This is a genomic window from Amycolatopsis sp. 505 (assembly GCF_031625235.1).
GTDB lineage: Bacteria > Actinomycetota > Actinomycetes > Mycobacteriales > Pseudonocardiaceae > Amycolatopsis.
Genome location: NZ_JACKQP010000003.1, coordinates 195,561 through 217,051, shown reverse-complemented (window position 1 = coordinate 217,051; position 21,491 = coordinate 195,561). Strand labels below are relative to the sequence as shown.

The 21,491-nt window shown below is 72.7% G+C and carries 16 protein-coding genes; 5 read left to right on the top strand and 11 right to left on the bottom strand.

Going from position 1 to position 21,491, the window contains the following annotated elements:
• Positions 1 to 83: 83 nt before the first annotated feature.
• Genes H5965_RS12660 through H5965_RS12630 form a run of 7 tightly spaced genes read right to left on the bottom strand, consistent with a single transcriptional unit; the run spans position 84 to position 6,943 of the window.
• Positions 84 to 974: an NAD(P)-dependent oxidoreductase gene (locus H5965_RS12660; RefSeq protein ID WP_310969848.1), complete on the bottom strand. Its 891-nt coding sequence runs from the start codon at positions 972 to 974 to the stop codon at positions 84 to 86.
• The gene (locus H5965_RS12655) at positions 971 to 2,506 is read right to left on the bottom strand and encodes a class I adenylate-forming enzyme family protein (RefSeq protein WP_310969847.1); all 1,536 of its coding nucleotides are present in this window, start codon (positions 2,504 to 2,506) and stop codon (positions 971 to 973) included. The genes H5965_RS12660 and H5965_RS12655 overlap by 4 nt, the downstream gene beginning before the upstream one ends.
• Positions 2,503 to 3,684: a cytochrome P450 gene (locus H5965_RS12650; protein ID WP_310969846.1), complete on the bottom strand. Its 1,182-nt coding sequence runs from the start codon at positions 3,682 to 3,684 to the stop codon at positions 2,503 to 2,505. Before H5965_RS12650 ends, H5965_RS12655 begins: the two co-directional genes overlap by 4 nt.
• Complete coding sequence (locus H5965_RS12645; RefSeq protein ID WP_310969845.1) at positions 3,681 to 4,436, bottom strand: glycosyltransferase family 2 protein; 756 nt, start codon at positions 4,434 to 4,436, stop codon at positions 3,681 to 3,683. Before H5965_RS12645 ends, H5965_RS12650 begins: the two co-directional genes overlap by 4 nt.
• On the bottom strand, positions 4,433 to 5,443 hold the full coding sequence (locus tag H5965_RS12640; protein ID WP_310969844.1) for a ketoacyl-ACP synthase III: 1,011 nt from the start codon (positions 5,441 to 5,443) through the stop codon (positions 4,433 to 4,435). Before H5965_RS12640 ends, H5965_RS12645 begins: the two co-directional genes overlap by 4 nt.
• A gap of 13 nt (positions 5,444 to 5,456) precedes the next feature.
• Positions 5,457 to 6,689, bottom strand: a complete 1,233-nt coding sequence (locus H5965_RS12635; protein WP_310969843.1) for a beta-ketoacyl-[acyl-carrier-protein] synthase family protein — start codon at positions 6,687 to 6,689, stop codon at positions 5,457 to 5,459.
• On the bottom strand, positions 6,686 to 6,943 hold the full coding sequence (locus H5965_RS12630) for an acyl carrier protein (protein WP_310969842.1): 258 nt from the start codon (positions 6,941 to 6,943) through the stop codon (positions 6,686 to 6,688). The genes H5965_RS12635 and H5965_RS12630 overlap by 4 nt, the downstream gene beginning before the upstream one ends.
• A gap of 152 nt (positions 6,944 to 7,095) precedes the next feature.
• On the opposite strand from H5965_RS12630, the gene H5965_RS12625 reads away from it, so the two are divergent.
• Entirely contained in the window at positions 7,096 to 8,292 is a 1,197-nt protein-coding gene (locus tag H5965_RS12625) for a helix-turn-helix domain-containing protein (protein ID WP_310969841.1), read from the top strand.
• 56 nt (positions 8,293 to 8,348) lie between these two features.
• On the opposite strand, the gene H5965_RS12620 is transcribed toward H5965_RS12625, so the two are convergent.
• Complete coding sequence (locus H5965_RS12620; RefSeq protein ID WP_310969840.1) at positions 8,349 to 9,743, bottom strand: endo-1,4-beta-xylanase; 1,395 nt, start codon at positions 9,741 to 9,743, stop codon at positions 8,349 to 8,351.
• A gap of 223 nt (positions 9,744 to 9,966) precedes the next feature.
• On the opposite strand from H5965_RS12620, the gene H5965_RS12615 reads away from it, so the two are divergent.
• Both H5965_RS12615 and H5965_RS12610 read left to right on the top strand, forming a co-directional pair.
• Positions 9,967 to 11,625: a phospholipid carrier-dependent glycosyltransferase gene (locus H5965_RS12615; protein ID WP_310969839.1), complete on the top strand. Its 1,659-nt coding sequence runs from the start codon at positions 9,967 to 9,969 to the stop codon at positions 11,623 to 11,625.
• Positions 11,626 to 11,702: 77 nt separating this feature from the next.
• A complete protein-coding gene (locus H5965_RS12610; protein WP_310969838.1) occupies positions 11,703 to 12,044 on the top strand; it encodes a hypothetical protein in 342 nt (113 codons plus the stop codon).
• 147 nt (positions 12,045 to 12,191) lie between these two features.
• Here H5965_RS12610 and H5965_RS12605 read toward each other — a convergent pair whose 3' ends face one another.
• Positions 12,192 to 13,223, bottom strand: a complete 1,032-nt coding sequence (locus tag H5965_RS12605; RefSeq protein WP_310969837.1) for a hypothetical protein — start codon at positions 13,221 to 13,223, stop codon at positions 12,192 to 12,194.
• A gap of 23 nt (positions 13,224 to 13,246) precedes the next feature.
• On the opposite strand from H5965_RS12605, the gene H5965_RS12600 reads away from it, so the two are divergent.
• Together H5965_RS12600 and H5965_RS12595 are read left to right on the top strand one after the other, a co-directional pair.
• A complete protein-coding gene (locus tag H5965_RS12600) occupies positions 13,247 to 14,431 on the top strand; it encodes a hypothetical protein (protein WP_310969836.1) in 1,185 nt (394 codons plus the stop codon).
• A 259-nt stretch (positions 14,432 to 14,690) separates the two neighbouring features.
• A complete protein-coding gene (locus tag H5965_RS12595) occupies positions 14,691 to 18,335 on the top strand; it encodes a glycoside hydrolase family 3 C-terminal domain-containing protein (protein WP_310969835.1) in 3,645 nt (1,214 codons plus the stop codon).
• Positions 18,336 to 18,383: 48 nt separating this feature from the next.
• On the opposite strand, the gene H5965_RS12590 is transcribed toward H5965_RS12595, so the two are convergent.
• Both H5965_RS12590 and H5965_RS12585 read right to left on the bottom strand, forming a co-directional pair.
• On the bottom strand, positions 18,384 to 19,973 hold the full coding sequence (locus H5965_RS12590) for a tannase/feruloyl esterase family alpha/beta hydrolase (protein ID WP_310969834.1): 1,590 nt from the start codon (positions 19,971 to 19,973) through the stop codon (positions 18,384 to 18,386).
• Positions 19,970 to 21,361: an MFS transporter gene (locus H5965_RS12585; protein ID WP_310969833.1), complete on the bottom strand. Its 1,392-nt coding sequence runs from the start codon at positions 21,359 to 21,361 to the stop codon at positions 19,970 to 19,972. The genes H5965_RS12590 and H5965_RS12585 overlap by 4 nt, the downstream gene beginning before the upstream one ends.
• Positions 21,362 to 21,491 lie beyond the last annotated feature (130 nt).

Sequence of the window (21,491 nt, the reverse complement as noted above, 5' to 3'; positions counted from 1 at the left end):
GCCGGTGCCGGCGCGCCGGGCGTGGGGCACAGTGACAGGTCCGTGGTGGGTGTGGCGGAACCCCAGCGCCACACCCACCACGCCTACGGGAACACCGTCGGTGACGGCTCGTAGCCGAGCCGGTCGATCGCCGCGGAGATGTCCAGGGAACGCTCCACCGCGAACTGGCTGATCACGTACCGGTTCAACCGCCCGCCCGGGAACAGGCGGGCGAACGGGGCGAGCAAGCCGGCCGGCACGTACGCCGGCCGCACCCGCACGCCCGCCGAGGCCAGCAGGCCGCGCAGGGCCCAGTCGATCGGCACCGGCGCGCTGTCGGCGATGTTGAACACGCTCGGCCACGCCGGTTCGGCCGTCGCGGCGAGCAGGCAGGCGTGGGCCAGGCTGTCCACATTGGTCATGCTCACCAGTACTTTCCCGTTGCCCGGCACCAGCAACCGGCCGCCCCGCACGTTCTCCAGCAGCCGCGGCAGCAGGGTGGTGTCCCCGGGGCCGTAGACGGCGTGGGGCCGCAGGACGACCGCGTCGCGGGCGATGGCCAGCACGAGCTGTTCGGCCGCGGCCTTGGCCGCCGCGTAGGCGTTGAGGTACCGGTCCACCGGAGCTTCGTGCTCCTTGGCGCGCACGGTCGGCCGGAACGGGTCGTACACGCTTGCGCTGCTGACGTGGACGATGCGGCAGTCCGGGAAGGACGCCAGCACGTGGTGAGTGCCGAGCAGGTTCGTCCGCCACACCTCGTGGGCCACGCCGGTGTCGGTCGCCGACGCCGCGCAGTGCACCACCGCGTCGACGCCCGGCGGGTCGGCGAGCTTGGCCGCCCCGATGTCCCACGACCGGTACGCGGCCCCGCCGAGCCGGCCGGTGTCCGCCGCGGCGCGCCGGCCGAAGGCCGTCACCCGCCAGCCCGCCGCCACGGCCGCCCGGCACACCGCGCCGCCGACGAACCCGGTCGCGCCGGTCACCGCGAGCCTCACGGCCGGCTCGCGGTCATCAGCTCGCGCAGGCGGCCGCGGTCGAGCTTGCGGGACCGGCCCGACCGGGGCAGCTCCGGCAGGACGACGATCCGGTCGGGCACGGCCTCGGCGTCGATCAGGTCCGGCAGCTGCCTGCGGAGCCGCCGGACGAGCCGGGCCGGGTCCACCGCCGGGTCGGCGACGACCGCGAGCACCACGGCCTCGTCCTCGGTCACCGGATCGGGCGTCCCGACCATCGCCGCTTCCCGGACGCCGGCCAGCAGCGCGATCGACGGCTCGTACAGCCCGGGGTAGATGTTGTACGAACCGCGGATGAGCATGTCCTTCTTGCGGCCGGTCAGGACGATCCGGCCGGCGTCGTCGAGGCGGGCCAGGTCGCCGGTGGCCAGCACGGTCAGCGGCGGGGCCCCCAGGTAGCCGAGGCAGGCGTTGGGCGCGGACACGAGCAGTTCGCCATCGGCGGCGATCCGGGCGGTCACCCCCGGCGACGGCGTGCCGAGCAGGTCACCCGGGAGGCCCTGCTCGAGGTGGGCCAGCTTGTCCTCCGCGCGGGCGGCCGCGATCGGGATCGCTTCGGTCATCGCGTAGATCGAGAGCACCTGCCCGCCGGGGATCGCGGTCAGCGCCTGCCGCAGCACGGCGGGTGCCGCGGGCGCGGACCCCAGCACCAGGTGGCGGACGTGCGCGGGCCACCGCGGGAGGACGCCGAACACCTCGGCCAGGTGGACCGGCACCCCGTAGGCGTGGGTCACCCGGCGGTCGGCGAGGTCCCGCGCGAACCGCTCGGGCGGCGCGGACGGCTTCGGCAGGGAGAGCCGGGCGCCGCCCAGCAACGCGGGCAGGCCGGCCACGATGCCGTCGGCGTGCATCACGTCCCCGGGCGCGAACGGCAGGTGCTCCCCCAGCATGGTCACGGCCGCGGTGAGCGACCGCAGCGAGTGCACGACACCCTTCGGCTGCTCGGTGGTGCCCGAGGTGAACACGACCAGGGCGGGCGCGTCCGGGTCGCGGTCCGGTGCCGCGGACGGCGCGCGGCCGAGGAGGCTTTTCAGCGACAACGCGGACTTCGGGACACCCGGCAGCCGGCGTCCGAGGTGGACGTGCCGGATGCCGGGGTCGCCGATCGGCTGCCGCAGGTCCGGCACCGGCCACCCGCGGCGGCGGCAGAAGGAGCGGGCCGGGCCCACGACGCTGGTCGTGTAGAACAGCGACTCCGCGATCAGCCAGCGCGGACGGTAGGCCCGCAGCCGTGCGGACACCAGCGCCGGGCCGACGGCGGTGTCGGCCGAGATGAGCACCGCACCGGCGTGCAGCGCGCCGAGGAACCAGCCGATCGCCTGAGCCGAGTTGCGGACGGCGAACAGCACCCCGTCGCCGGGCTCGAGGCCCTCGGCCCGCAAGCCGGTGCTGACTTCGAGGACCAGGCGGCGCAGTCCGCCGAAGGTCGTCGTGCGGCCGTCGGGGTCGATGACCGCCACCTCGCCGGGCCGCTCCTCGGCGACGTCCAGGAACCGGGTCACGAAATCGTTCATGCGCAGCTGACCTCCAGACGCCGATAGGCGGGGAACAACACCCCGGGTGCGGCCCGGCGGGCGGTGATCCGCAGCGGCCCGGCTCCGGCCAAGGTGCCGAGGACGGCGTGGATCTCGGCCATGGCCAGCGGGTAGCCGAGGCAGAAGTGCGGCCCCGCCCCGAACCACAGCCGTCGCAGCTCCGGCGGGTGCGCGCGGGCCAGGTCGAACCGGCCGTGGGCCCGGGCGCAGTTCAGAGTCGACAAAACGACCCGGTCGCCGGCGCGGACGGCGACCCCGCCGATCCGGCCGGGGCGCACGGCGTTGCGCAGGATGATCGGCGCGGGCGTGATCAGCCGCGCCGTCTCGTGGATCGCGGCTTCCACCGGCCCCGCGTCACCGCCGCGGTAGGCCTCGGCGACGGCGGCCAGCTCGCCCTGGTCGTGCAGCAGGGCCACCATCCGGGGCAGCAGGCTGGTGATCGTCTCCGTGCCCGCGATCAGGAACGCCGACGCGAGCCCCCGCGCCTCGGCCTCGCTCAACCCGAAGCTGCGCATCCGGCCGACCGCGGTGGTCTCGTCCCCCGCGGCCCACGCGAGCGACGTGGCCTCGCCGACGTCCGCCACGATCACGCGCGCCTGGGCGATCTGCCGGTCGTTCAGGCGGAGCTTGCCCAGCTTGACCAGGCCGATGATCGCGGTGGCCTGGCCGGTCATCCGCAGGTACGCCGCCTCCCGCTCGGCCGGGGAGCCGGTCACGGTGAACCCGACCAGCGCACTGGTCACCGCCCCGGCGACGATCTTCGTCGTCCGGACGACGTCCACCGGACGGCCGCCGCGCAGGGCTTCGGCCGTCCGGGCCAGCGGCTCGGTGCACGCCGTGTCGATCAGACGGCGGACGTAGGCCGGGGTGAAGAACTCGGCGAGCTTGCGCCGCATGGCCCGGTGCTCGGGGCCGTCCATGTTGACCAGCATCGACGGGCCGAAGACCGGGGTCCACAGGTCCGCCTCGGTGCCGCCGCCGCTGCGGAAGGTGCCGGTGTCGGTCAGCACCTCCCGGGCCGCCGAGGCCTCGTTCACGACGACCCCGAGGCCGGGCACCCGGACCGCGGGACCGAGCCGGCCGAGGACGCGGACCACCGGGTACACCAGCGGGTGCGCCGCCAGCTGCACCCGCAGCTCGTGCGCGCCCGCCCTCATCGGACGTCCACCGTTTCGCCGCGGTAGCCGTGGCTGGTGTACCAGGCGAAGGTGTTGCGGATGCCCCACGCCTTGGTCCGCCGCTGCGACCAGTACACGACCATGTCCCGCCGCCGCCCGTAGGAGCGGGTGACGCACCGGACGCGGTTCACCAGCGTGCGATCTTCGTGGTCGTCCTCGATGCACGTCCGGGGATAACCGCCGCACCGCTCGTACAGGCGCGCGGTGATGGCCGTGTTCCCGCCCGCGCAGAGCAGGTACGGCCCGAGGTACGCCGGCCCGCGGTTGGCCCGGCGGAACCGGGCGCAATACCCGCCGAACGCCACCAGGAACGCCAATACGGCCCGCTCGGCGCGGGGCACGGCGAAGTCGTCGGTGCGCGCCTTGAACCGGCCCCCGATCAGCTCCAGCCCGGCCCCGAAGCCCCGCAGGACGGCTTCGGTCCACTGTGGAGCGACGAGGCAGTCCGCGTCGGTCCGGGCCAGGTGCGTGGCCCCGTTCGCGATGGCCTGGCGCATGCCGGTGTCGCAAGCCGCGCCGGTGCCCTTTTGCGGCTCGCCGATCACCCGGACGTCCATCTCGGGGTGGGCGGCGGCGAAGGCGCGGACGACGTCGGCGGTGGCGTCGGTGCTCGCGTTGTCCACGACGAGCACGGTGAAGTCGCGGAAACGCTGGCCGGCGAGCGACCGCAGCGGCCCTTCGATCCACTTTTCCTCGTTGTACGCGGGAATGATCACCCAGAGGCGCGTCATGACGTCAGCTCCGCGAACACGGTGCCGACGCTGACCCCGCCGGCCAGCCCGATGAACGCGACCTTGTCGCCGGGAGCGCAGCGGCCCGCTTCCCGGGCCAGGCTCAGCTGCAGCGGCAGGCTGCACGAAGCGACGTTGCCGTGGTCGGTGATCGTCACGACGAGCTTGTCCTCCGGCACCCCGCTGCACTCGAGGAACACCCGCAGGTGTGGCACGCCGACCTGGTGGACGCAGAAGAGCGCGAAGTCGTCCCGGCTCAGGCCGGTGCGGGCCAGTGCCGAGTCCAGCTGCGGCCGGATCCCCCGCACGACGGACTCCATCAAGGTGCGGCCGTCGCCGCGCAGGTACCCGTCGGTGACGAGGTTGCGGGAGTTCGCGCCGCCGTGCCCCGGGATCGAGGCGACGTGCCAGGCCGACGAGTCCGCCGAGAACTCGCGGTGGAAGATGCCGGGCACCGGCGAAGCCTCCAGCAGCATCGCGGCCCCGGCGTCGGACAGGGTGTAGCCGGCGAGGGAGTCGACGAACTGAGCGCGGTCCGCGACCGGCCACCGGACCACCCGCGAGCCGGTCTCGCCGGTGCAGACCAGGATCCGGCGGTACTGCCCGCTCCGGATCAGCGCCTCCGCGACCTGCATCCCGTTGAGGAAGCTGTTGCAGGCGTTCTTGACGTCGAACACCGGGCAGGACGCCCCGAGCTTGGCCGCCACGACGTGCGCGGTGGCCGGTTCGACGAGGTCCTGGGAGGCGGACGCGAACACGAGCAGATCCACCTCGTCCGCCCCGAGCCCGGCGCCGGACAGCAGTTTCGCGGCCGCCGCCACGGCGAGATCGGAGGCGAGCTCACCCGGCGCGGCCCGGTGCCGGGTCCTGATCCCGCTGAGCTTGCCGATCGCGCCCGGCCGGGGCGTGAAACCGTTGCTCTCGCGGGCGATGCGCTCCTCGATCTCGCGGTCGCCGACCAGAGCCGGGGGCAGCTGGGCGGCGACGCCGCCGATCGCCACGTGCATGGCACTGTCCTTTCTAGACACCGGCGAACGCCAACGTCACGTTGTGGCCGCCGAAGCCGAACGAGTTGCTGATCGCCGCGGTGAGCGTGACGCGGCGGGGCGCGCCGGCCACGATGTCGAGGCCGATCCGGTCGTCGGGCGTCTCGAGGTTGGCCGTCGGCGGGACCAGGCCGTCCCGGACCGACAGCACGGTCGCGATCGCCTCCACCGCGCCGGAGCCGCCGAGCAGGTGCCCCAGCGCGCCCTTCGGCGCGGTGACCACCGGGCCGTCGCCGAGGACCCGCCGGATCGTGACGCTCTCGGTCAGGTCGCCCAGCGGCGTCGACGTCGCGTGCGCGTTCACGTGGCCGACGTCCCCGGCCGCGAGGCCCGCCCGGCGCAGCGCGGTGGTCATGGCGGCGCACTGCCCGGCGCCGTCCGGGTCCGGCGCGGTGATGTGGTGGGCGTCGTTGCTCATGCCCGCACCCGCGAGCCGGCCGTACGCCTTCGCGCCGCGCGCCGCGGCGAAGTCCGCGCGCTCCAGCACGACGATGCCGGCGCCCTCCCCCAGCACGAAGCCGTCCCGGCCGGCGTCGAACGGGCGGGACGCGGTCCCCGGGCTGGCGTTGCGGGTGCTCATCGAACGCGCCCGGGTGAACCCCGCCATGATCGCCGGCGTGATGCAGGCGTCCGTGCCGCCCGCCACCACCACGTCGGCCTCCCCCGCCACGATCATCCGCCACGCCCACGCGATCGCCTCGGCCCCGGACGCGCAGGCCGACATCGGGGCGTGCACCCCGGCCCGCGCCTTCAGCGCGAGCCCGACCAGCGCGGCCGGGCCGTTGGGCATGACCATCGGGATCAGCTGCGGTGACACCGCGCGCAGCCCCCGGTCCCGCAGGGCGTCGTGCTGGGCGACCAGCGTCGTCGCGCCACCGATGCCGGTGCCGATCACGACGCCGCAGCGCAGGGGGTCCACCGTGTCGCCGGCCAGCTCCGCGTCCCGGCACGCCTGCCGGGCCGCGACCACGGCCAGCTGTTCGGCCCGGTCCATCCGCTTGAGCTCGGCGTACGCCAGTTCCCCGTCGGGTTCGGCGGCCAGCCGCGCGGCGATGCGCACCGGGAAGTCCCGCGCCCATGCGGTGTCCAGAGTGGACGTTCCGGTGCGGCCGTCGAGCAGGCCGCGCCAGGTGGCGGGCACGTCCCCGCCCAGCGGGGTGGTCGCGCCGACGCCGGTGACCACGACCTCGACGTCCGGGCTGGTCACGCCGCCGCGCGCAGGTAGGCGGCGACGTCGCCGAAGGTCTGCAACGCGGGGAGGTTCTCCTCGGGGATGATCAGGCCGTAGCCGAGTTCGATCTCGTCGGTCAGCTCGACCATGGCCAGCGAGTCGATGTCCAGCTCGTCGCGCAGCGACAGGCCGGTCAGCGGGCGCTCGGCGGACAGCGTCACCGGGTCGGTGCCGGACACCTTCGCGATCAGCTGGGCCAGGGTGCGCTCGATGTCGTCGGAAGGGCTCATCGCTTACCTCTCTCGGTGGATTCGGGGCTACGGCGAGAGGCTGGCAACGGCCGCTGACCGACAGCTGACGGCCGGCCCCGGATCCGGCCCGGCTGTACGCCGTGCACAAGCGGTTCGCGGCACCGGCCCAGCCGCGGCGCTATGGTCGGCGGATGCCGGGGCATCCGCACGCGTCCAGGAGGGTCATCCGCGAGGTGGCCGCCGCCGTCCTCACCGAGCTGCCGTCGTTCGCCGACCGGCTGACCGAGCGGGGTGCGGTCGAGGAGAAGACGTTCTACGCGCGCGGCGACTGGGTGGCGCCCGCGGACATGCGGCAGTCGTTCATGGACAACGCCCGCAGCGCGCTGGTCCTGATGACCGAGGGGTTCGAAACGCGGGCCGACTGGATCGCGGCCCCGTTGGCCACCGGCCGCCGCCGCGCCGAACAGGGCGTGCCCCTGGAGGCGGTGCTGCACCTGTTCCGGTTGGGTACCGAGCTGCTGTGGGAGATGCTGCTGACTGTGGCCCGCCGCCGGTCACCGGCCGAGCTGACCGAGTTCGTCGACAGCGTGATGGTGCTGTGGCAGGCGACCGACCGCGTCTCGACGGCGATGGTCGAGGGGTACCGGTCGCGGGAGAATCAGCTGCGGACGCGGGCGAACCGGCGCCGGGAGGGACTGGTCCGGGTGCTCGTCGAAGGCCGCGGCGCCGATCCCGCCGTCGCCGCGGACGCCGAGGCCGAGCTGGGCCTGCCCGGGCACGGCCGGTACGTGGTGGTCCTTGTCGTCGGCGACCTGGCGGCCGAGGACGTGGCGCCGGTCCCCGAGCTGGCGGCGCTGGGGGTCCGCGTGGTCGTGGCGCCCTACCGGGACCGGGTGGTGTGGCTGGCCGAGCTGGGCGGGAGCACCGCCGGTCGGCTGGCCGGGCTGCTGACACCCCACCTGCACCACCGCGCGGGCCTGTCCGGCGAGGTCGACGGCCTCGCCGAGATCGGGATCGCCTACCGGCTGGCGGAAATCGCGCTGGACACCCAGCCGCCGGGGGTGCCGGGCCTGGCCGTGCTCGACGACCGGTTGCCCGAGGCGCTGGTGGCCGCCAGCCCGCGGCTGGCCCACCGGCTGGCGGCGAAGACCCTCGGCCGCGTCCTGGACCTCGAGGACGCGGAGCGCCGGGTCCTCCTGCAGACGCTGGAAGCGTGGTTCCGGGCGGACCGCTCCCCCAGCCGCGCCGGCGAACTGCTGTACTGCCACCGGAACACGGTGCTCAACCGGCTGCGCAAGATCGAGCAGCTCACCGGCGCTGCCCTGGAGGACGACCGCCACCAGCTGTGCTGCCGCCTCGCCCTGATGGCCCCCGCGGCCCGGTCGTGAGGGGTAAGGCGGGTCAGAACCCGCCTTGCCACTCACGAGGCCTGGGCCCGGGTCGGTCAGGAGGTGCTGCAGCTGACGCTCGGCCAGTTCCAATTGCCGTTCGCCATGATGGTGACGCCCCAGTTGTCGCCGTTGCCGTTCGGCTTCGCGACGAGCACCTGGCTGCTCGGCCACGTGGCGTTGATGTTCCAGGTGGCGCTGATCCGCTCGGGGCTGGGCACGTTCATCGTGACCGTCCACGAGGAGGAGCCGCTGACCGAGACGTTGAGGTTGTACCGGTCACCCCACCGCTGCCCCGCCGAAAGCGTGGCGGTGCAGTTGCCCCCGCCCGGTGTCGTGGTCGTGGTGGTCGGGGTCGTCGTCGTGGTGTCCGTCGGGGTGGTCGTGGGTGTCGTCGGGGTCGTGGTCGGGCCGGGACCCGCGGCGTTGAGGGCGTTCAGCACCGAGGTGTAGGCCGCCTTCTTGTTGCCGTTGCCGTCGAACAGCAGCGGGCTTTCGTTGGACCGCCACGAATCGCTGTCCCGGACGCCCCACACGGTGATGCCGACGCAACGCGCGACGTTCATGCACGCCTGGGTCAGCGCCGAGTACTGCCCGGTGTTCGAGTTCGTGACGTCGACCTCGGTGAGCGCGACGTCGACGCCGAGCGCCGCGAAGCTGGAGATCGTCTGCTGGAAGTTGCCCGGCACCGAGCTGCCGCCGGTGAAGTGGGCCTGCAGGCCGACGCAGTCGATCGGGACGCCGCGGGACTTGAAGTCCTGCACCATCCGGTAGACGCCCTGGGTCTTGCCGTAGCTCCAGTTGTCGATGTTGTAGTCGTTGTAGCAGAGCTTGGTCGACGGGTCGGCCGCGCGCGCGGTCCGGAAGGCGACCTCGATCCAGTCGTTGCCGGTGCTCTGCAGGTTCGACGACCGGCGGCTGCCGTCCTCGTTGAACGCCTCGTTGACGACGTCCCAGTAGGCGAGTTTGCCCTGGTAGTGGGCCATCACCTTCTGGATGTGGTTGATCATCGCGTTGCGGAGGTTGCTGCCGCCCATGTTCTGCATCCAGCCCGGTTGCTGCGCGTGCCAGGCGAGGGTGTGGCCGCGGACCTTCGAGCCGTGGCTGACCGCCCAGTTGTAGATCTGGTCGCCCGCCGAGAAGTTGAACTGGTTCTGGTTCGGCTCGGTCGCGTCCGGCTTCATCTCGTTCTCGGCCGTCACCATGTTGAACTCGCGGGCCGCGATGGTGGTGTAGGCCGAATTGCCGAGCCGGCTGCCGGCGATCGCCGTGCCGAAGTACCGGCCGGACTGCGCGGCCGCGGCGCCCAGCGTGCTGGCCGCGGCGTCCGCGCCGGGCGCGGTCACCAGAACGGTTGCGGTCGCGGCGACGCTCGCCACTCCCGCCAGCACTCGAGTGGTCGTCGACCGCCACCAGCGCCTGCGGCGCAGGCCCGACGAACTTTCCGCCATCCGTGGTCTCCTTCGGTGAAGTTCCCCCGTTGCCAGCAGCAGAGCACGCCGCCGAAGGGCCACGCAAAAAGTTTCGATCGACTTTCGACGCCACGCATCCCGTCCTGGCCGGAACGCCGAAAGTTTCGAACACCCCCGAAGCCGGTTTCGAGCTGGCGAAACCCTGTCGCCGGGTCCTGGTCCCGGCGCACAACCACGGTCGCCGCCGGACGTCTTGTAGGGGGTGATCATCGCAGCGATCCGGGAGGACGTGCCGCCGCGGGCCGGCGCGCGTCCTCCCGGCCGCCGGTGGCGGTGGCTGCTCCCGCTCGCGGTGTTCGCGCTGCTGGCCGAGATGGCGATCGCGATGGTCACCACGGCCGTCGAGCAGACCCCGACCATCGACGAGCCGGTCTACGTCGGCGCGGCGGTCTTCTCCCTGGACCACGACAGCCTCCGGTACAACCCCGAGCACCCGCCGCTGGGCAAGCTCGTCATCGCGACCGGGCTCGCCTTCGCGGACGTGCACGTCGACGCCGGTTTCGCCGGCGACCAGACCCAGCTCGGCCGGTACGTGCTGTACGAGCCGGGCCACGACGCGGGCCGGTTGCTGCTGTTGGCCCGGCTGCCGGTCATCGTGCTGACGCTGCTGTTCGGGCTGGTCGTGTTCCTGTTCGCCCGCGATCTGGCCGGCCCGGCCGGCGGTGTCGTGGCGCTGGCGCTGTATGCGCTTTCCCCCGACCTGATCGCGCACGGGTCTCTGGCGACCCTCGACGTGCCGGTGGCCGGTTTCCTGGTGACGTCGGCCTGGCTGCTGTGGCGCGCCCGGAAACGTCCCTGGCGCTGTCTTCCGTTGGCGGGGCTGGCCTTGGGCGCGGCGGTGGCCACGAAGATGAGTGCCCTGGCCGCGGTTCCGGTGGTGCTGATCCTGGCCGCGCTGTCGGCCTGGTACGCCTATGGTCCACAAAGGACAGCCAGGCGCCTCGGCGCCGGCGTGGCGGCGGCTTCCGGCGTCGGGCTGATCGCGGTCGCCGTCGTGTGGGTTTCGTACCTGGTCGTCGATCCGCAGCTGCGCTGGACACCACCGCCGGGCCTGCCCGCCGTCGAAGGCCTGCGGTCGCTCGTCGACCTGCTGCCGCTGCCGCGGCCGTACCTCGACGGCATGCGCGTCCAGTTCGGCTTCGAAGACCAGGTGTGGACGACGTTCCTGTTCGGCAGCGTGCACGTCGGTGCGCTGTGGTACTACCTCCCGGCCGCGCTGCTGGTGAAGACCCCGCTGGGCGCGCTGGCCCTCTGGCTGACCGGCGCCGTCGCGATGGTGGCGGTCCCCCGCCTGCGTCCGGCGGCACCGTACGTCCTGGTTCCGGCGGCCGTGCTGCTGGCCGCGGCGATGACGGGCAGCCGCGATCTCGGCGTCCGGTACGCGCTCTTCGTGCCGATGTTCCTGGCCGTCGCGGCGGCCGGGGTGGTCACCGTCCGCCGCCGGTGGGCGCCGGTCGCCGTGGCCGCCCTGGTCGCGTTCACCGCGATCAGCTCGCTGCGGACGTTCCCGTACTACCTGCCGTACTCGAACGAGGCCTTCGGCGGCCCGGCGCAGACCCACCGGCAGCTGCACGACTCGAACGTCGACTGGGGCCAGGACCTGGGCCGGCTGGCCGAGCGCCTGAAGCAGCGTCACCCAGGTGAACGGGTGTGGCTGGTCTACAAGGGCAGCGGCGTGCCGTCGTCCTACGGCATCGCCGCCGCCGACCCCCTGGCCGTGCCCCCGGACGCGGTGCACGGCCTGCTGGTGGTCTCGGATTCGGCCATCGCCAAGGCGGACGACCGCCTGGGGTTCCTGCTCCGCACGAGCACCCCGCTCGACGACGTCGGGCACTCGATCACGATCCACCGCCGTCAGTGAGCCGCCCGGCGACCGGCCGGACCGGCTGACGGCGAAGGGCGTGGACCGCCCGCTGACGTCTCGGGCATGATGATCGGGTGCCCCGAAGAGAGCTCCGCCCCGACCAGGTCTGGCTGATCGGCGTTCCGCTCAACCTGCTGCTGGCCATCCCCTGCGCCTACCCGGTCGCGCTGGGACTGTTCGGGTTGCAGATCCTCGCGGGTGAGCTCGGCTTGGCCGAGGTCGTGGCCGATTCCGGCGAGGCGGGGATCAAGATCGTGATCGGCCTGGTCCTGTTCCTGTTCGCCGGGCTGGTGGTGTTCGGTTTGAACGCCTTGTTCGCCTTCCGGGCCCCGGACCTCGGGGTGGCCCGCTATTGGCTCGCGGTGGCCCTGCTGATCATCGTTCCCGATGTCCTTTACTGGACGGTCATCCGCTAGGGCGCGAGCGCGCTACGCCCCTCCACTTCGGACACCGTGGCAGGGCCGCGGGCGATCAGGTACGCCACGAGATCGGCGCCCGCAAGGCACTCGACCGGCTGCGCGCCGAGCGGGTCCGGGGCCGGGCTGTCCTCCTGCCCCACCCGCTCACATGTTCATGATCGGCAGCTGAGCGTCCGGGCGCGCCAGCCGGGCGAGGAACTGCTCGGGGCGGTCGGTCACCGGACGCAGCGCCTCCACCGCTTTCGCCCGCTGTCCCAAACCCGACCACACCACCGCCAAGGCGAGCCCCAGGCCGTTGGCCACGTGCGGGCAACGCTGTCTCGCCAGCTGCAAGGCCGCGATACAGTCCTCCAGGGCCTCGTCGTGGCGGTCGGTGCGGCTCAGCGCCATCGCCCGGTTCGCCATCAGCATCACCCGCACGATCGGCGTGTCCTCGGTTTCGAGCTGGCGGGCCATGAGTTCGGCCGCCGCCGCGAACTCCCTCGTGCGGAACGCGGCCGCCCAGCCGGTGCGGTCGCTCAGCTGGATCAGGTCGATGACGCGCCCCTCCTCCGGCCACTCCCGCCGGTAGCCGAGGCGGAAGCTCTGCCACCCGTCCGGTTCCAGCGCCGGGAGCAGCGGGCGGATGTCCGTCGCGCACTGCTCCGCGCTCGGCCGGCAGTGCAGGAACACCGGCCGCGGGTCGTGCACCAGCGCCGTGCCGTCGCGGTCGAACAGCCAGTTCCCGCGGTGGGCGTCGCCGTGCAGGACGTTGCGGGAGTGCATCTTGGCGAGCGTGGTGCCGATCGCGAAGCCGTCCGGTTCGAGCGGCTGCGCTTCGGTCACCCACAGGTGCCGGAACTCGCGGTAGTCCGTCACCACCGGCTGGGCCTCGCAGGGCACCGGCACGCTCTCGACGTACGAGCAGAGGAAACGGATGCTCTCGCGCCGGCCCACCACGAGCGGGTAGCGCGGGCCGCCCGCTCCGGTCAGGCTCGACAGCGGCACCGCCGCGCACTCCCCGATCGACTCCACGACGTCCCGTGGCCACTGGTCGAGGGTGCGCTCGCGCGGGATCTCCTCGCGCAGGAGCACGATTTCGCCGCGCTCCACCAGTTCGCGCACCGGCAGCAGGTCGGTGCCGGTGACCTCGGTCGCCTCGACGGACGCCGCGCCGAGTTCGAGCAGGAACGTCACCGCCCCAGCATAGAATGGCCGGCGTGGCCGAAACCGGGGAAAACGTGGCGCTGGTGACCCAGACCCTGGTCGCCAACGCCAGCAGCGTCCTGAGCCGTCCGGAAACCCTGACCCTGCCGCTGTTCCTCGACCTCTGCGCGCTCTGTGAAGCGGCGGTGCTCCTCGACCGCCTGGAAGCGCTGGGCGCGGCGGACGACCACGTCAACGTCCTGGGCCGGCGGCTCGGCGAGGAAGGGCTCTACCGCACGTTCCGGCCCGCGCTGTCCCCCGACGAGCTGCGGCGCGTCATGCTGCGGCTGCCGGACGAGCTCGCGAAACGCATCACCCTCGACGCCGTCGGCCACGAGCACACCGTCGACGCGTCCGGCGCGCTGACCGGCTTGGACTACACGACCGGGCTGAACAACCTCCTCGCCCAGGTCGACGCGCTCGGCGGGTACGCCAGCAGCCGCGACGGCTCGGTCAAGGAGCGGCTGTACCGCGGGAACGGCTACCTCATCATGGCCGCCGCGCACGGCCTGGACTACTTCCCGGACTTCGACCGGGTGCCGTTCGTGGCGGGCACGCTGCAGAAGACCTACCGCTCGCTGCCGCGCCGGCTGTACGACAAGGTCAGCGAATCGCTCGACGAGCCGCTCAACGGCGGCGACGTCGTCGCCGAGTGGGCGGCGATGTCGACCATCCCGATCCCGCCGATCAGCGCGCTGGTGCTCTCGCGCGCGGCCTCGCTCGGCGACGTCCCGGAGCAGCTGCTGCGCGTGCGCGACGAATTCCGCCGCTATCGGCGCTATTTCGGCGAATTCAAGGCGGATCTGCGCACCGCCGACACGATCCGGGAGCGCCGGAAGCTGCTGGCCAAGTACCAGGCCCTGCTGGCCGAAGCGAGCGGTCCCGACCGCGAAACCGTGTCGCTGACCGAGATGCTGAACCTGACGGAGAAGGCCGTGAAGGCCGCGGCCGGCCCGGCGCTGCCGACGAGCTACGGCGCCCTGCTGGTGACGCAGCCGGTGGACTGGATCCGCCGCTGGTGGCAGCGGCGCCCGCTGGCCATCCTGTTCCGGCTGGACAGCAAGCTGCCGCGGCTGTCGGAGTACCGGGACCTGGTCGGCAAGCTGTGGGGCGAAGAGGCGGGCCGGCTGCTGCTCGGCCAGGTCCCCGACCACGGCGCCCGGCTGCGCGCCCTGATGGCCGACGCCGAGCCGGCCTGATCCGCGCGCCGGAACGCCGCGAATGACTCATTCGGGACCTCGGACGTCCCGAATGAGTCATTCGCGGCACCCGCCGGCGGGTGAAACTTTCAGCTGCTCCCCGGCTCCCGCCAGCGGTGACACCGAAGCGACGGTGAATTGCTTGCCAGAACCGGATTCCTTGCGAACGATGGTCACGGACCTGCCTGCGAACCGGCGGTTCCCCCGCCCGGCGACGCACCGGAGCACCCCGCCCATCGACTTCTGCGACGGAGATCCGATGTCCCTGCGCTTCCCCGGCCGGCGGAGACTGACCGCCGTGCCCCTGCTCGCGTTGGCCGCGGCCACGCTCGTCCCCATCGCGGAGGCGGCCCCCGCCCAGCCCGGCACCCTGCCGGTCTACCGCGACACCCACTACGGCTTCGCCGAGCGGGCCGCCGACCTGGTCGCCCGCATGACGCTGCCCGAGAAGGTCCTGCAGCTGCGCACCAACAGCGCCCCCGCCATCCCGCGGCTCGGCGTCCAGCAGTACACCTACTGGAGCGAAGGCCAGCACGGCCTCAACACCCTCGGCGCGAACACCGACGACGGCCCGGCGACCGGCGGGGTGCACGCCACGAGCTTCCCGACCAACCTCGCCAGCACGATGTCCTGGGACCCGGACCTGATCCACCAGGAGACCACGGCGATCTCCGACGAGGCCCGCGGCATGCTGGACAAGTCGCTGTGGGGCGTCGCGCAGAACAACATCGGCCCGGACAAGAACAACTACGGCTCCCTGACCTACTGGGCACCGACGGTCAACCTCGACCGCGACCCGCGGTGGGGCCGCACCGACGAAGGCTTCGGCGAGGACCCCTACCTGGTCGCGAAGATGGCCGGCGCGTTCGTCAACGGCTACCAGGGCCAGACGCCGTCCGGGCAGCCGGCGACGCCGTACCTCAAGGTCGCCGCGACCGCCAAGCACTACGCGCTCAACGACGTCGAGAACGACCGGCACGCGGACTCCTCGGACACCACCGAGACCAACATCCGCGACTACTACACCCGGCAGTTCCGGCACCTCATCCAGGACGCGCACGTCGCCGGCCTGATGACGTCGTACAACGCGATCAACGGCACGCCGGCGCCGGCCGACACCTACACGGCGAACGCCATCGCCCAGCGCACCTACGGCTTCGACGGCTACATCACCTCCGACTGCGGCGCGGTCGGCGACGTCTACGCATCGGGCAGCCACAACTGGGCGCCGCCCGGCTGGACCACGACCACCGCCGGGGCGGCGACGCAGTGGACGAACACCGCCACCGGCCAGAAGGTGTCCGGTGCCGCGGGCGGCCAGGCGTACGCCCTGCGCGCCGGGACGCAGCTCAACTGCACCGGCTCGGAAGCCACCGTGGCCAACATCCAGGAGGCCATCAAGGCCGGCGTGCTGTCCGAAGGCGTGCTCGACACCGCGCTGGTGCACGTGTTCACCATCCGCATGCAGACCGGTGAGTTCGACCCGCCGGACCGGGTGGCCTACACGAAGATCACCAAGGACGTCATCCAGAGCGCCGAGCACCAGGCGCTGGCCGCGAAGGTCGCCGCGAACTCGCTGGTCCTGCTGAGGAACGACCCGGTCGCCGGCACCGCGGCGCCGCTGCTGCCCGCCGACCCGGCCAAGCTCGGCAGCGTGGTCGTCGTCGGCGATCTCGCGAACAAGGTCACCCTCGGCGGCTACTCCGGCGAGCCCGCGCTGCAGGTCAACGCCGTGCAGGGCATCACGACCGCGGTCAAGGCCGCCCGCCCGGACGCCACGGTCACGTTCGACGCGTGCGGCACGTCCACCGGCACGACCACGGCGGCGAGCTGCTCGGCGGCGACCCTGGCCGCGATGAAGACGGCCGATCTGGTCGTGGTGTTCGCCGGGACCGACGGGAACGTCGCCACCGAGGGCCGGGACCGCACCACCATCGCCATGCCCGGCAACTACGACTCGCTGATCGACCAGGTCAAGGCGGCCGGCAACCCGCGGACCGCGCTGGCCGTCCAGGCCGGCGGCGCCGTGTCGCTCGGCCACGCCACCGGGATCCCGGGCGTCGTGTTCAGCTCGTACAACGGCGAAAGCCAGGGCACCGCGCTCGCCGACGTCCTGTTCGGCAAGCAGAACCCCAGCGGGCACCTGAACTTCACCTGGTACACCGACGACGCGCAGCTGCCGGCCATGAAGAACTACGGCCTGACGCCGTCGCAGACCGGCGGCCTCGGCCGCACGTACCAGTACTTCACCGGCACCCCGGCCTACCCGTTCGGCTACGGCCTCTCCTACACGAAGTTCGCCTACTCCCGCGTGCACGCGGACACCAAGTCCGTCGACGCCAACGGGCAGGTGACCGTGCACGTCGACGTCACCAACACCGGCACCACGCCCGGCGCCAGCGTCGCCCAGCTGTACGCGGCCACGGCGTTCGACGTCCCCGGCGTGGAGCTGCCGCGCCAGCGCCTGGCCGGGTTCAAGAAGACGAACGTGCTGGCGCCGGGCCAGACCCAGCACGTGGCCTTCCCGGTGCGGATCAGCGATCTTTCCTTCTGGGACGAGGGAAAGCGCCGCGAAGTGGTGTACCCCGGTGCCTACCGGTTCGGCGTCGGCACCGACTCCGGCCACCTCGCCGGTACCGCCACGGTCGCCGTCAAGGGCGCCCTGGCGCCGAAGACGAAGTACGTGACCGTGCAGCCCGGCCAGGTCGTGTACACCCCGGGCCAGCGCCTCGACCTGACGGCGAAGAACCCGTGGATCGCCGACGTCACCGCCCAGGCCGGCCAGCACACGCCGGCCGACCATGTCGTCGAGGCGGTGCACGACGACCAGTCGTTCGTCGACCTGTCCCGGGCCCGGATCGGTTACCGCAGCAGCGATCCGCGGGTCGCCCAGGTGAGCCGGACCGGCCAGGTGACCATGGTGGCGCCCGGTGTCGCGACGATCAGCGTCACGGTCGACGGCGTCACCGGCACCACGCCGGTGGTGGTCGAGCAGCCGTTCACGCTCAGCGCACCGGCGCAGGTGACGGCGGGGACGACGTACACCGCCACGACCACCCTGCCCAACCCGGCGGGGGCCCGGCCGCTGCGTGACGTGGCCCTGACGCTCAGCGTGCCGGCCGGCTGGACCGTGAGGGCCACCTCGCCGTCCACCTTCGCCACCGTGCCCGCCGGGCAGACCGTCAGCACCGCCTGGGAGATCGGCGTGCCGGAGTCGGCGCAGCCCGGCAAGTTCGACGTGTCGGCGCAGGCCACGTTCACTTCGGCCAACGGCCGCGGCACGGCGGTGGACGCGGCCACCGTGCTGCTGCCCCACCCGCCGTACCCGTCGCTGGCCGCGGCCCGCAACAACGTGGGCATCAGCGACGACGCCACGCCCGGCGCGGGCAACTTCGACGGCGGCAACGCCAGCTTCTCCGCGCAGGCACTGGCCGCGGCGACGCCCAGCCTGACGCCGGGTGCGACGTTCACCCACAACGGGCTGACGTTCACCTGGCCGGACGCCCAGCCGGGCAGCCCGGACAACGTGGTCGCGGGCAGCTCGGCCGGCGGGCAGACGATCGCGCTCTCGGGCTCCGGGACCACGCTGGGCCTGATCGGCGCGGGCGACTACGGCAGCCCGAGCGGAACGGCCACGGTGACCTACACCGACGGGACGACCGAGTCCCACTCGGTGAGTTTCGCGGACTGGTGGTCCAACGCGGCCACCGGCGGCGACATCCTCACCACGCTGCCCTACCTCAACAACAGCAACGGACGGCTGGACCAGCGGGTGAGCCTGTACTACGCCCCGATCCCGCTGCAGCCGGGGAAGACGGTGCAGTACCTGACCCTGCCGGACGTCAGCGACGGCGCGAACATGGGCACCGCGGCGATGCACATCTTCTCCGTCGCCATCGGCTGACCGAGAGGGGTCGGCGTCCCGCCGGCGACGAGGCCGGCGGGACGCCCCTCAGCGGGTGCAGACGAAACTCGCGGCGCTGTCGGGATCACCCGAGCGGTACCGGGGCCAGCCCGGGTAGGCGCACAGCGGCCGCGTGCGCTGGTGGGCCAGGTCGGTGACGACCTGGTTCACCGGCGCGCGGCCGGTCCCCACCCACTGCTCGAGCGCCGTGAGCGAATCCCAGCCGGCCGCGAACGCCGGGGTCCCGAAGTTGGCGTGGTTGGCGCCGGGCACGACGTAGTACCGCAGGAACGCGTCGGTCGTGTGCGGACCCACCACCCTGCGCACGCGCTCGTAGTAGTCGCTCGTCGAGTACGGCGAGACCAGCTCGTCCGCGGCGCCGTGCAGCAGGATCAGCTTGCCGCCCGCGCGGGCGAACGGGCGCAGGTCCGCGTTGTTGCGGTCCTCGATCTTCGACAGGGCGCTGATCCGGGCGAGCCACTTGCCGGGGTGCCGGGGATCGATGTCCAAGGCGTTCTGCCCCGGGTCCCGGGTGAGGAAGTACTTGACCCACTGGTCCCAGTACTGCATGCCGTAGCCGCTGGTCACCGGCATCGGGTCGGCCGGCGCGGTGGTGCCGAAGCCGAGGAACGGCGTCCGCATGTCCGCGCCCGCAAGGAACGGGAAGCCGGGGTACTGCGTTTCGCCGCTGGCGATCCGGTACGGCCACCGGAACGGCGACGACATCGCCGTCACCGCCCCGATCTGGGCGTCCGACAGGCACGCCGGGCCGGTGTCGGCCCCGGCCGGGCAGCGCAGCACGCGCGGATCGAAGCGGCAGCCCGGGTTCGAGACCACGCCGTCGGCGACACCGTCCCGGCTGTCACAGGCCTTGATGACGCTGTCGTAGAGAAGCTTCTGCTTCACCGGGTCGGGAAAAGCGCCGGGCCGCGCCAGGACCTGCGTGAGGTAACCCAGGTCCAGGATCTCGGCGAGGTTGTTCCAGGCCGGGTAGGCGGAGATGACGCCGTCGAACGCGGCCGGCCACCGCTGGGCGACGACCAGCGCCTCCCGGCCGCCGGTCGACCCGCCGGCGAAGAAGACTTCGGCAGGCGCGGCCGCGTAGGCGCGCTTGATGAGGAACAGGCTCGCGTCCCGCGTCTTCTTGAGCGCGTCGCCGGCGGCGAAGTTGGTCAGGGCCTCGTCGTTCGCGCCGAACGACCCGTCCAGGGACGGCGGGCGCGCCGGGTCCTGCTGGTGGCCGGAGTCGCTCGCGAAGGTCGCATAGCCCCGGGCCAGCGGCGTGGGCCGGTCGGCGGGGCCGAACGGCACGTTGGCCGCCACGTCGGGGATGGTGCCGTTGTACCCGCCGCCGCCGAACATCAGCGCCTTGTGGTTCCACGCACCGGGCAGGGCGACCCGCAGCTTGATGGCCGGCGCGGCCGGATCGACCGGGTACAGGTCGGCGTCGACCCGGCAGGTGGCACCCGTCACGGCGGCGGCCGTGACCAGCCCGCCGCTCGTGGGCAGGCTGATGACCGACGCCGGAATCCGCAGCCCGGCGAGCCCGGCGCACTCCGGCGCGGCCGGAGACGCCAGCGCGGGGCCGGGGACGCTCGCCGTCAGCGCCACGACGGCCGCCACCACCGTCTTCCTCATCGCGCGGCCGCCTGGTGCAGGTGCGCGCCCGGGACGGCGTCCGGATCGGCTCGGACCTCGGGCGGGTTCGTCTCGGGCAGGAACCACGCGCTGGCGAAGGTGATCAGTCCCATCAGCGTGATGTAGACGGCGACCGGCCAGGTGCTCCCGGCCTCCGCGATCAGCGCCGTCATCAGGAACGGCGTGCCCCCGCTGACGACGATCGCGGACAGCTGGTAGGCCAGCGACGCGCCCGAGTAACGGACGTTCGGCGCGAAGAGCTCGCCGAGGAAGCTCGCGATCGGGCCGTAGGTGAGGCACTGGAACACGAAGCCCACCGCGACCGCGACGAAGATCAGCGGCAGCGACGCGGTGCCGACGAGCCCGAAGTACGGGAACGCCCAGACGGCCACGCCCAGCCCGCCGATCAGGATCAGCGGACGGCGGCCCACCTTGTCCGAAAGGTGTCCCGACCACGGGATCGTCGCGAGCATCGCCGCGGAACTGAGCAGCACCACCGCGAGCAGCGAGTCGCGCTGGAGCTTGAGCGTGCCGGTGCCGTAGCTGAGCAGCCCGGAAATGCTGACGTAGAACAGGCTGTTGGTGGCCGACAGCAGCCCGCAGCCGAGCAGGATGGTGCCCCACTTGCTGCGCAGGACCTGGGCCAGCGGCGCCCGGACGACCGGGCCTTCCTTGTCCGCCACCGCTTCCTGCAGCTGCCGGAACTCCGGGGTGTCCTCCACCTTGGCCTGGATGTAGAGCACCACGCCGAACATCACGACGCTGAGCAGGAACGGGATCCGCCAGCCCCAGCTGAGGAAGGCCGCATCGGGCATCAGGCCGCTGGCCGCGACGAAGATCAGGTTGGACAGGATGACCGCCACCGGCACGCTCGTCTGCCCGAACGTCCCGGCGAAGCCGCGCCGCTTGGGACTGGCGGATTCGGTGAGCAGCAGGACGATGCCGCCCCACTGCCCGCCGGCCGCGAGGCCCTGGACGAACCGCAGGATGACCAGCAGTGTCGGGGCGAGCGCGCCGACGCTGGCCGCGCTGGGCAGGCAGCCGATCAGGAAGGTCGCGGCCCCCATCAGCGCGAGGCAGGCGACGACCACCGGCTTGCGCCCGTACTTGTCGCCGAGGTGCCCGGCGAGCACGCCGCCGACCGGGCGGGCCACGAACCCGGCCCAGAACGTGCTGAAGGCCAGCAGGGTCCCGGTCAGCGCCGAGGCGTGCGGGAAGAACACCTTCGGGAACACCAGCGCGGCGGCGGTGCCGTAGAGGAAGAAGTCGTACCACTCGATCGAGCTGCCGATGAGCCCGGCGGCGAGCAGTTTGCGGAAGCCCCGGCGCGGGGCGGCGGGCACCCCGGTGCCGGACTGCCCTTCGGGTTGGGTGAGCGGAATGGCCATGGGTGCCGCCTTCGTCGAGGAGGTCAGGCAGGTGCTGGCGGTGATGGTAGGGCGCGGTTACGCTGCCGGCTGAGGTGTGGACCACCCACTCCTCCCGCCGCAGCGGTGGGTCTTTCGCCCACCCCGATGC

Excerpts from the sequence above, each read along its gene's own strand:
- H5965_RS12590 (WP_310969834.1), bottom strand. The coding sequence starts at position 19,973 with ATGAGGAAGACGGTGGTGGCGGCCGTCGTGGCGCTGACGGCGAGCGTC.
- H5965_RS12640 (WP_310969844.1), bottom strand. The coding sequence starts at position 5,443 with ATGCACGTGGCGATCGGCGGCGTCGCCGCCCAGCTGCCCCCGGCTCTG.
- H5965_RS12585 (WP_310969833.1), bottom strand. The coding sequence starts at position 21,361 with ATGGCCATTCCGCTCACCCAACCCGAAGGGCAGTCCGGCACCGGGGTG.
- H5965_RS12645 (WP_310969845.1), bottom strand. The coding sequence starts at position 4,436 with ATGACGCGCCTCTGGGTGATCATTCCCGCGTACAACGAGGAAAAGTGG.
- H5965_RS12625 (WP_310969841.1), top strand. The coding sequence starts at position 7,096 with ATGCCGGGGCATCCGCACGCGTCCAGGAGGGTCATCCGCGAGGTGGCC.
- H5965_RS12650 (WP_310969846.1), bottom strand. The coding sequence starts at position 3,684 with ATGAGGGCGGGCGCGCACGAGCTGCGGGTGCAGCTGGCGGCGCACCCG.
- H5965_RS12630 (WP_310969842.1), bottom strand. The coding sequence starts at position 6,943 with ATGAGCCCTTCCGACGACATCGAGCGCACCCTGGCCCAGCTGATCGCG.
- H5965_RS12620 (WP_310969840.1), bottom strand. The coding sequence starts at position 9,743 with ATGGCGGAAAGTTCGTCGGGCCTGCGCCGCAGGCGCTGGTGGCGGTCG.
- H5965_RS12595 (WP_310969835.1), top strand. The coding sequence starts at position 14,691 with ATGTCCCTGCGCTTCCCCGGCCGGCGGAGACTGACCGCCGTGCCCCTG.
- H5965_RS12655 (WP_310969847.1), bottom strand. The coding sequence starts at position 2,506 with ATGAACGATTTCGTGACCCGGTTCCTGGACGTCGCCGAGGAGCGGCCC.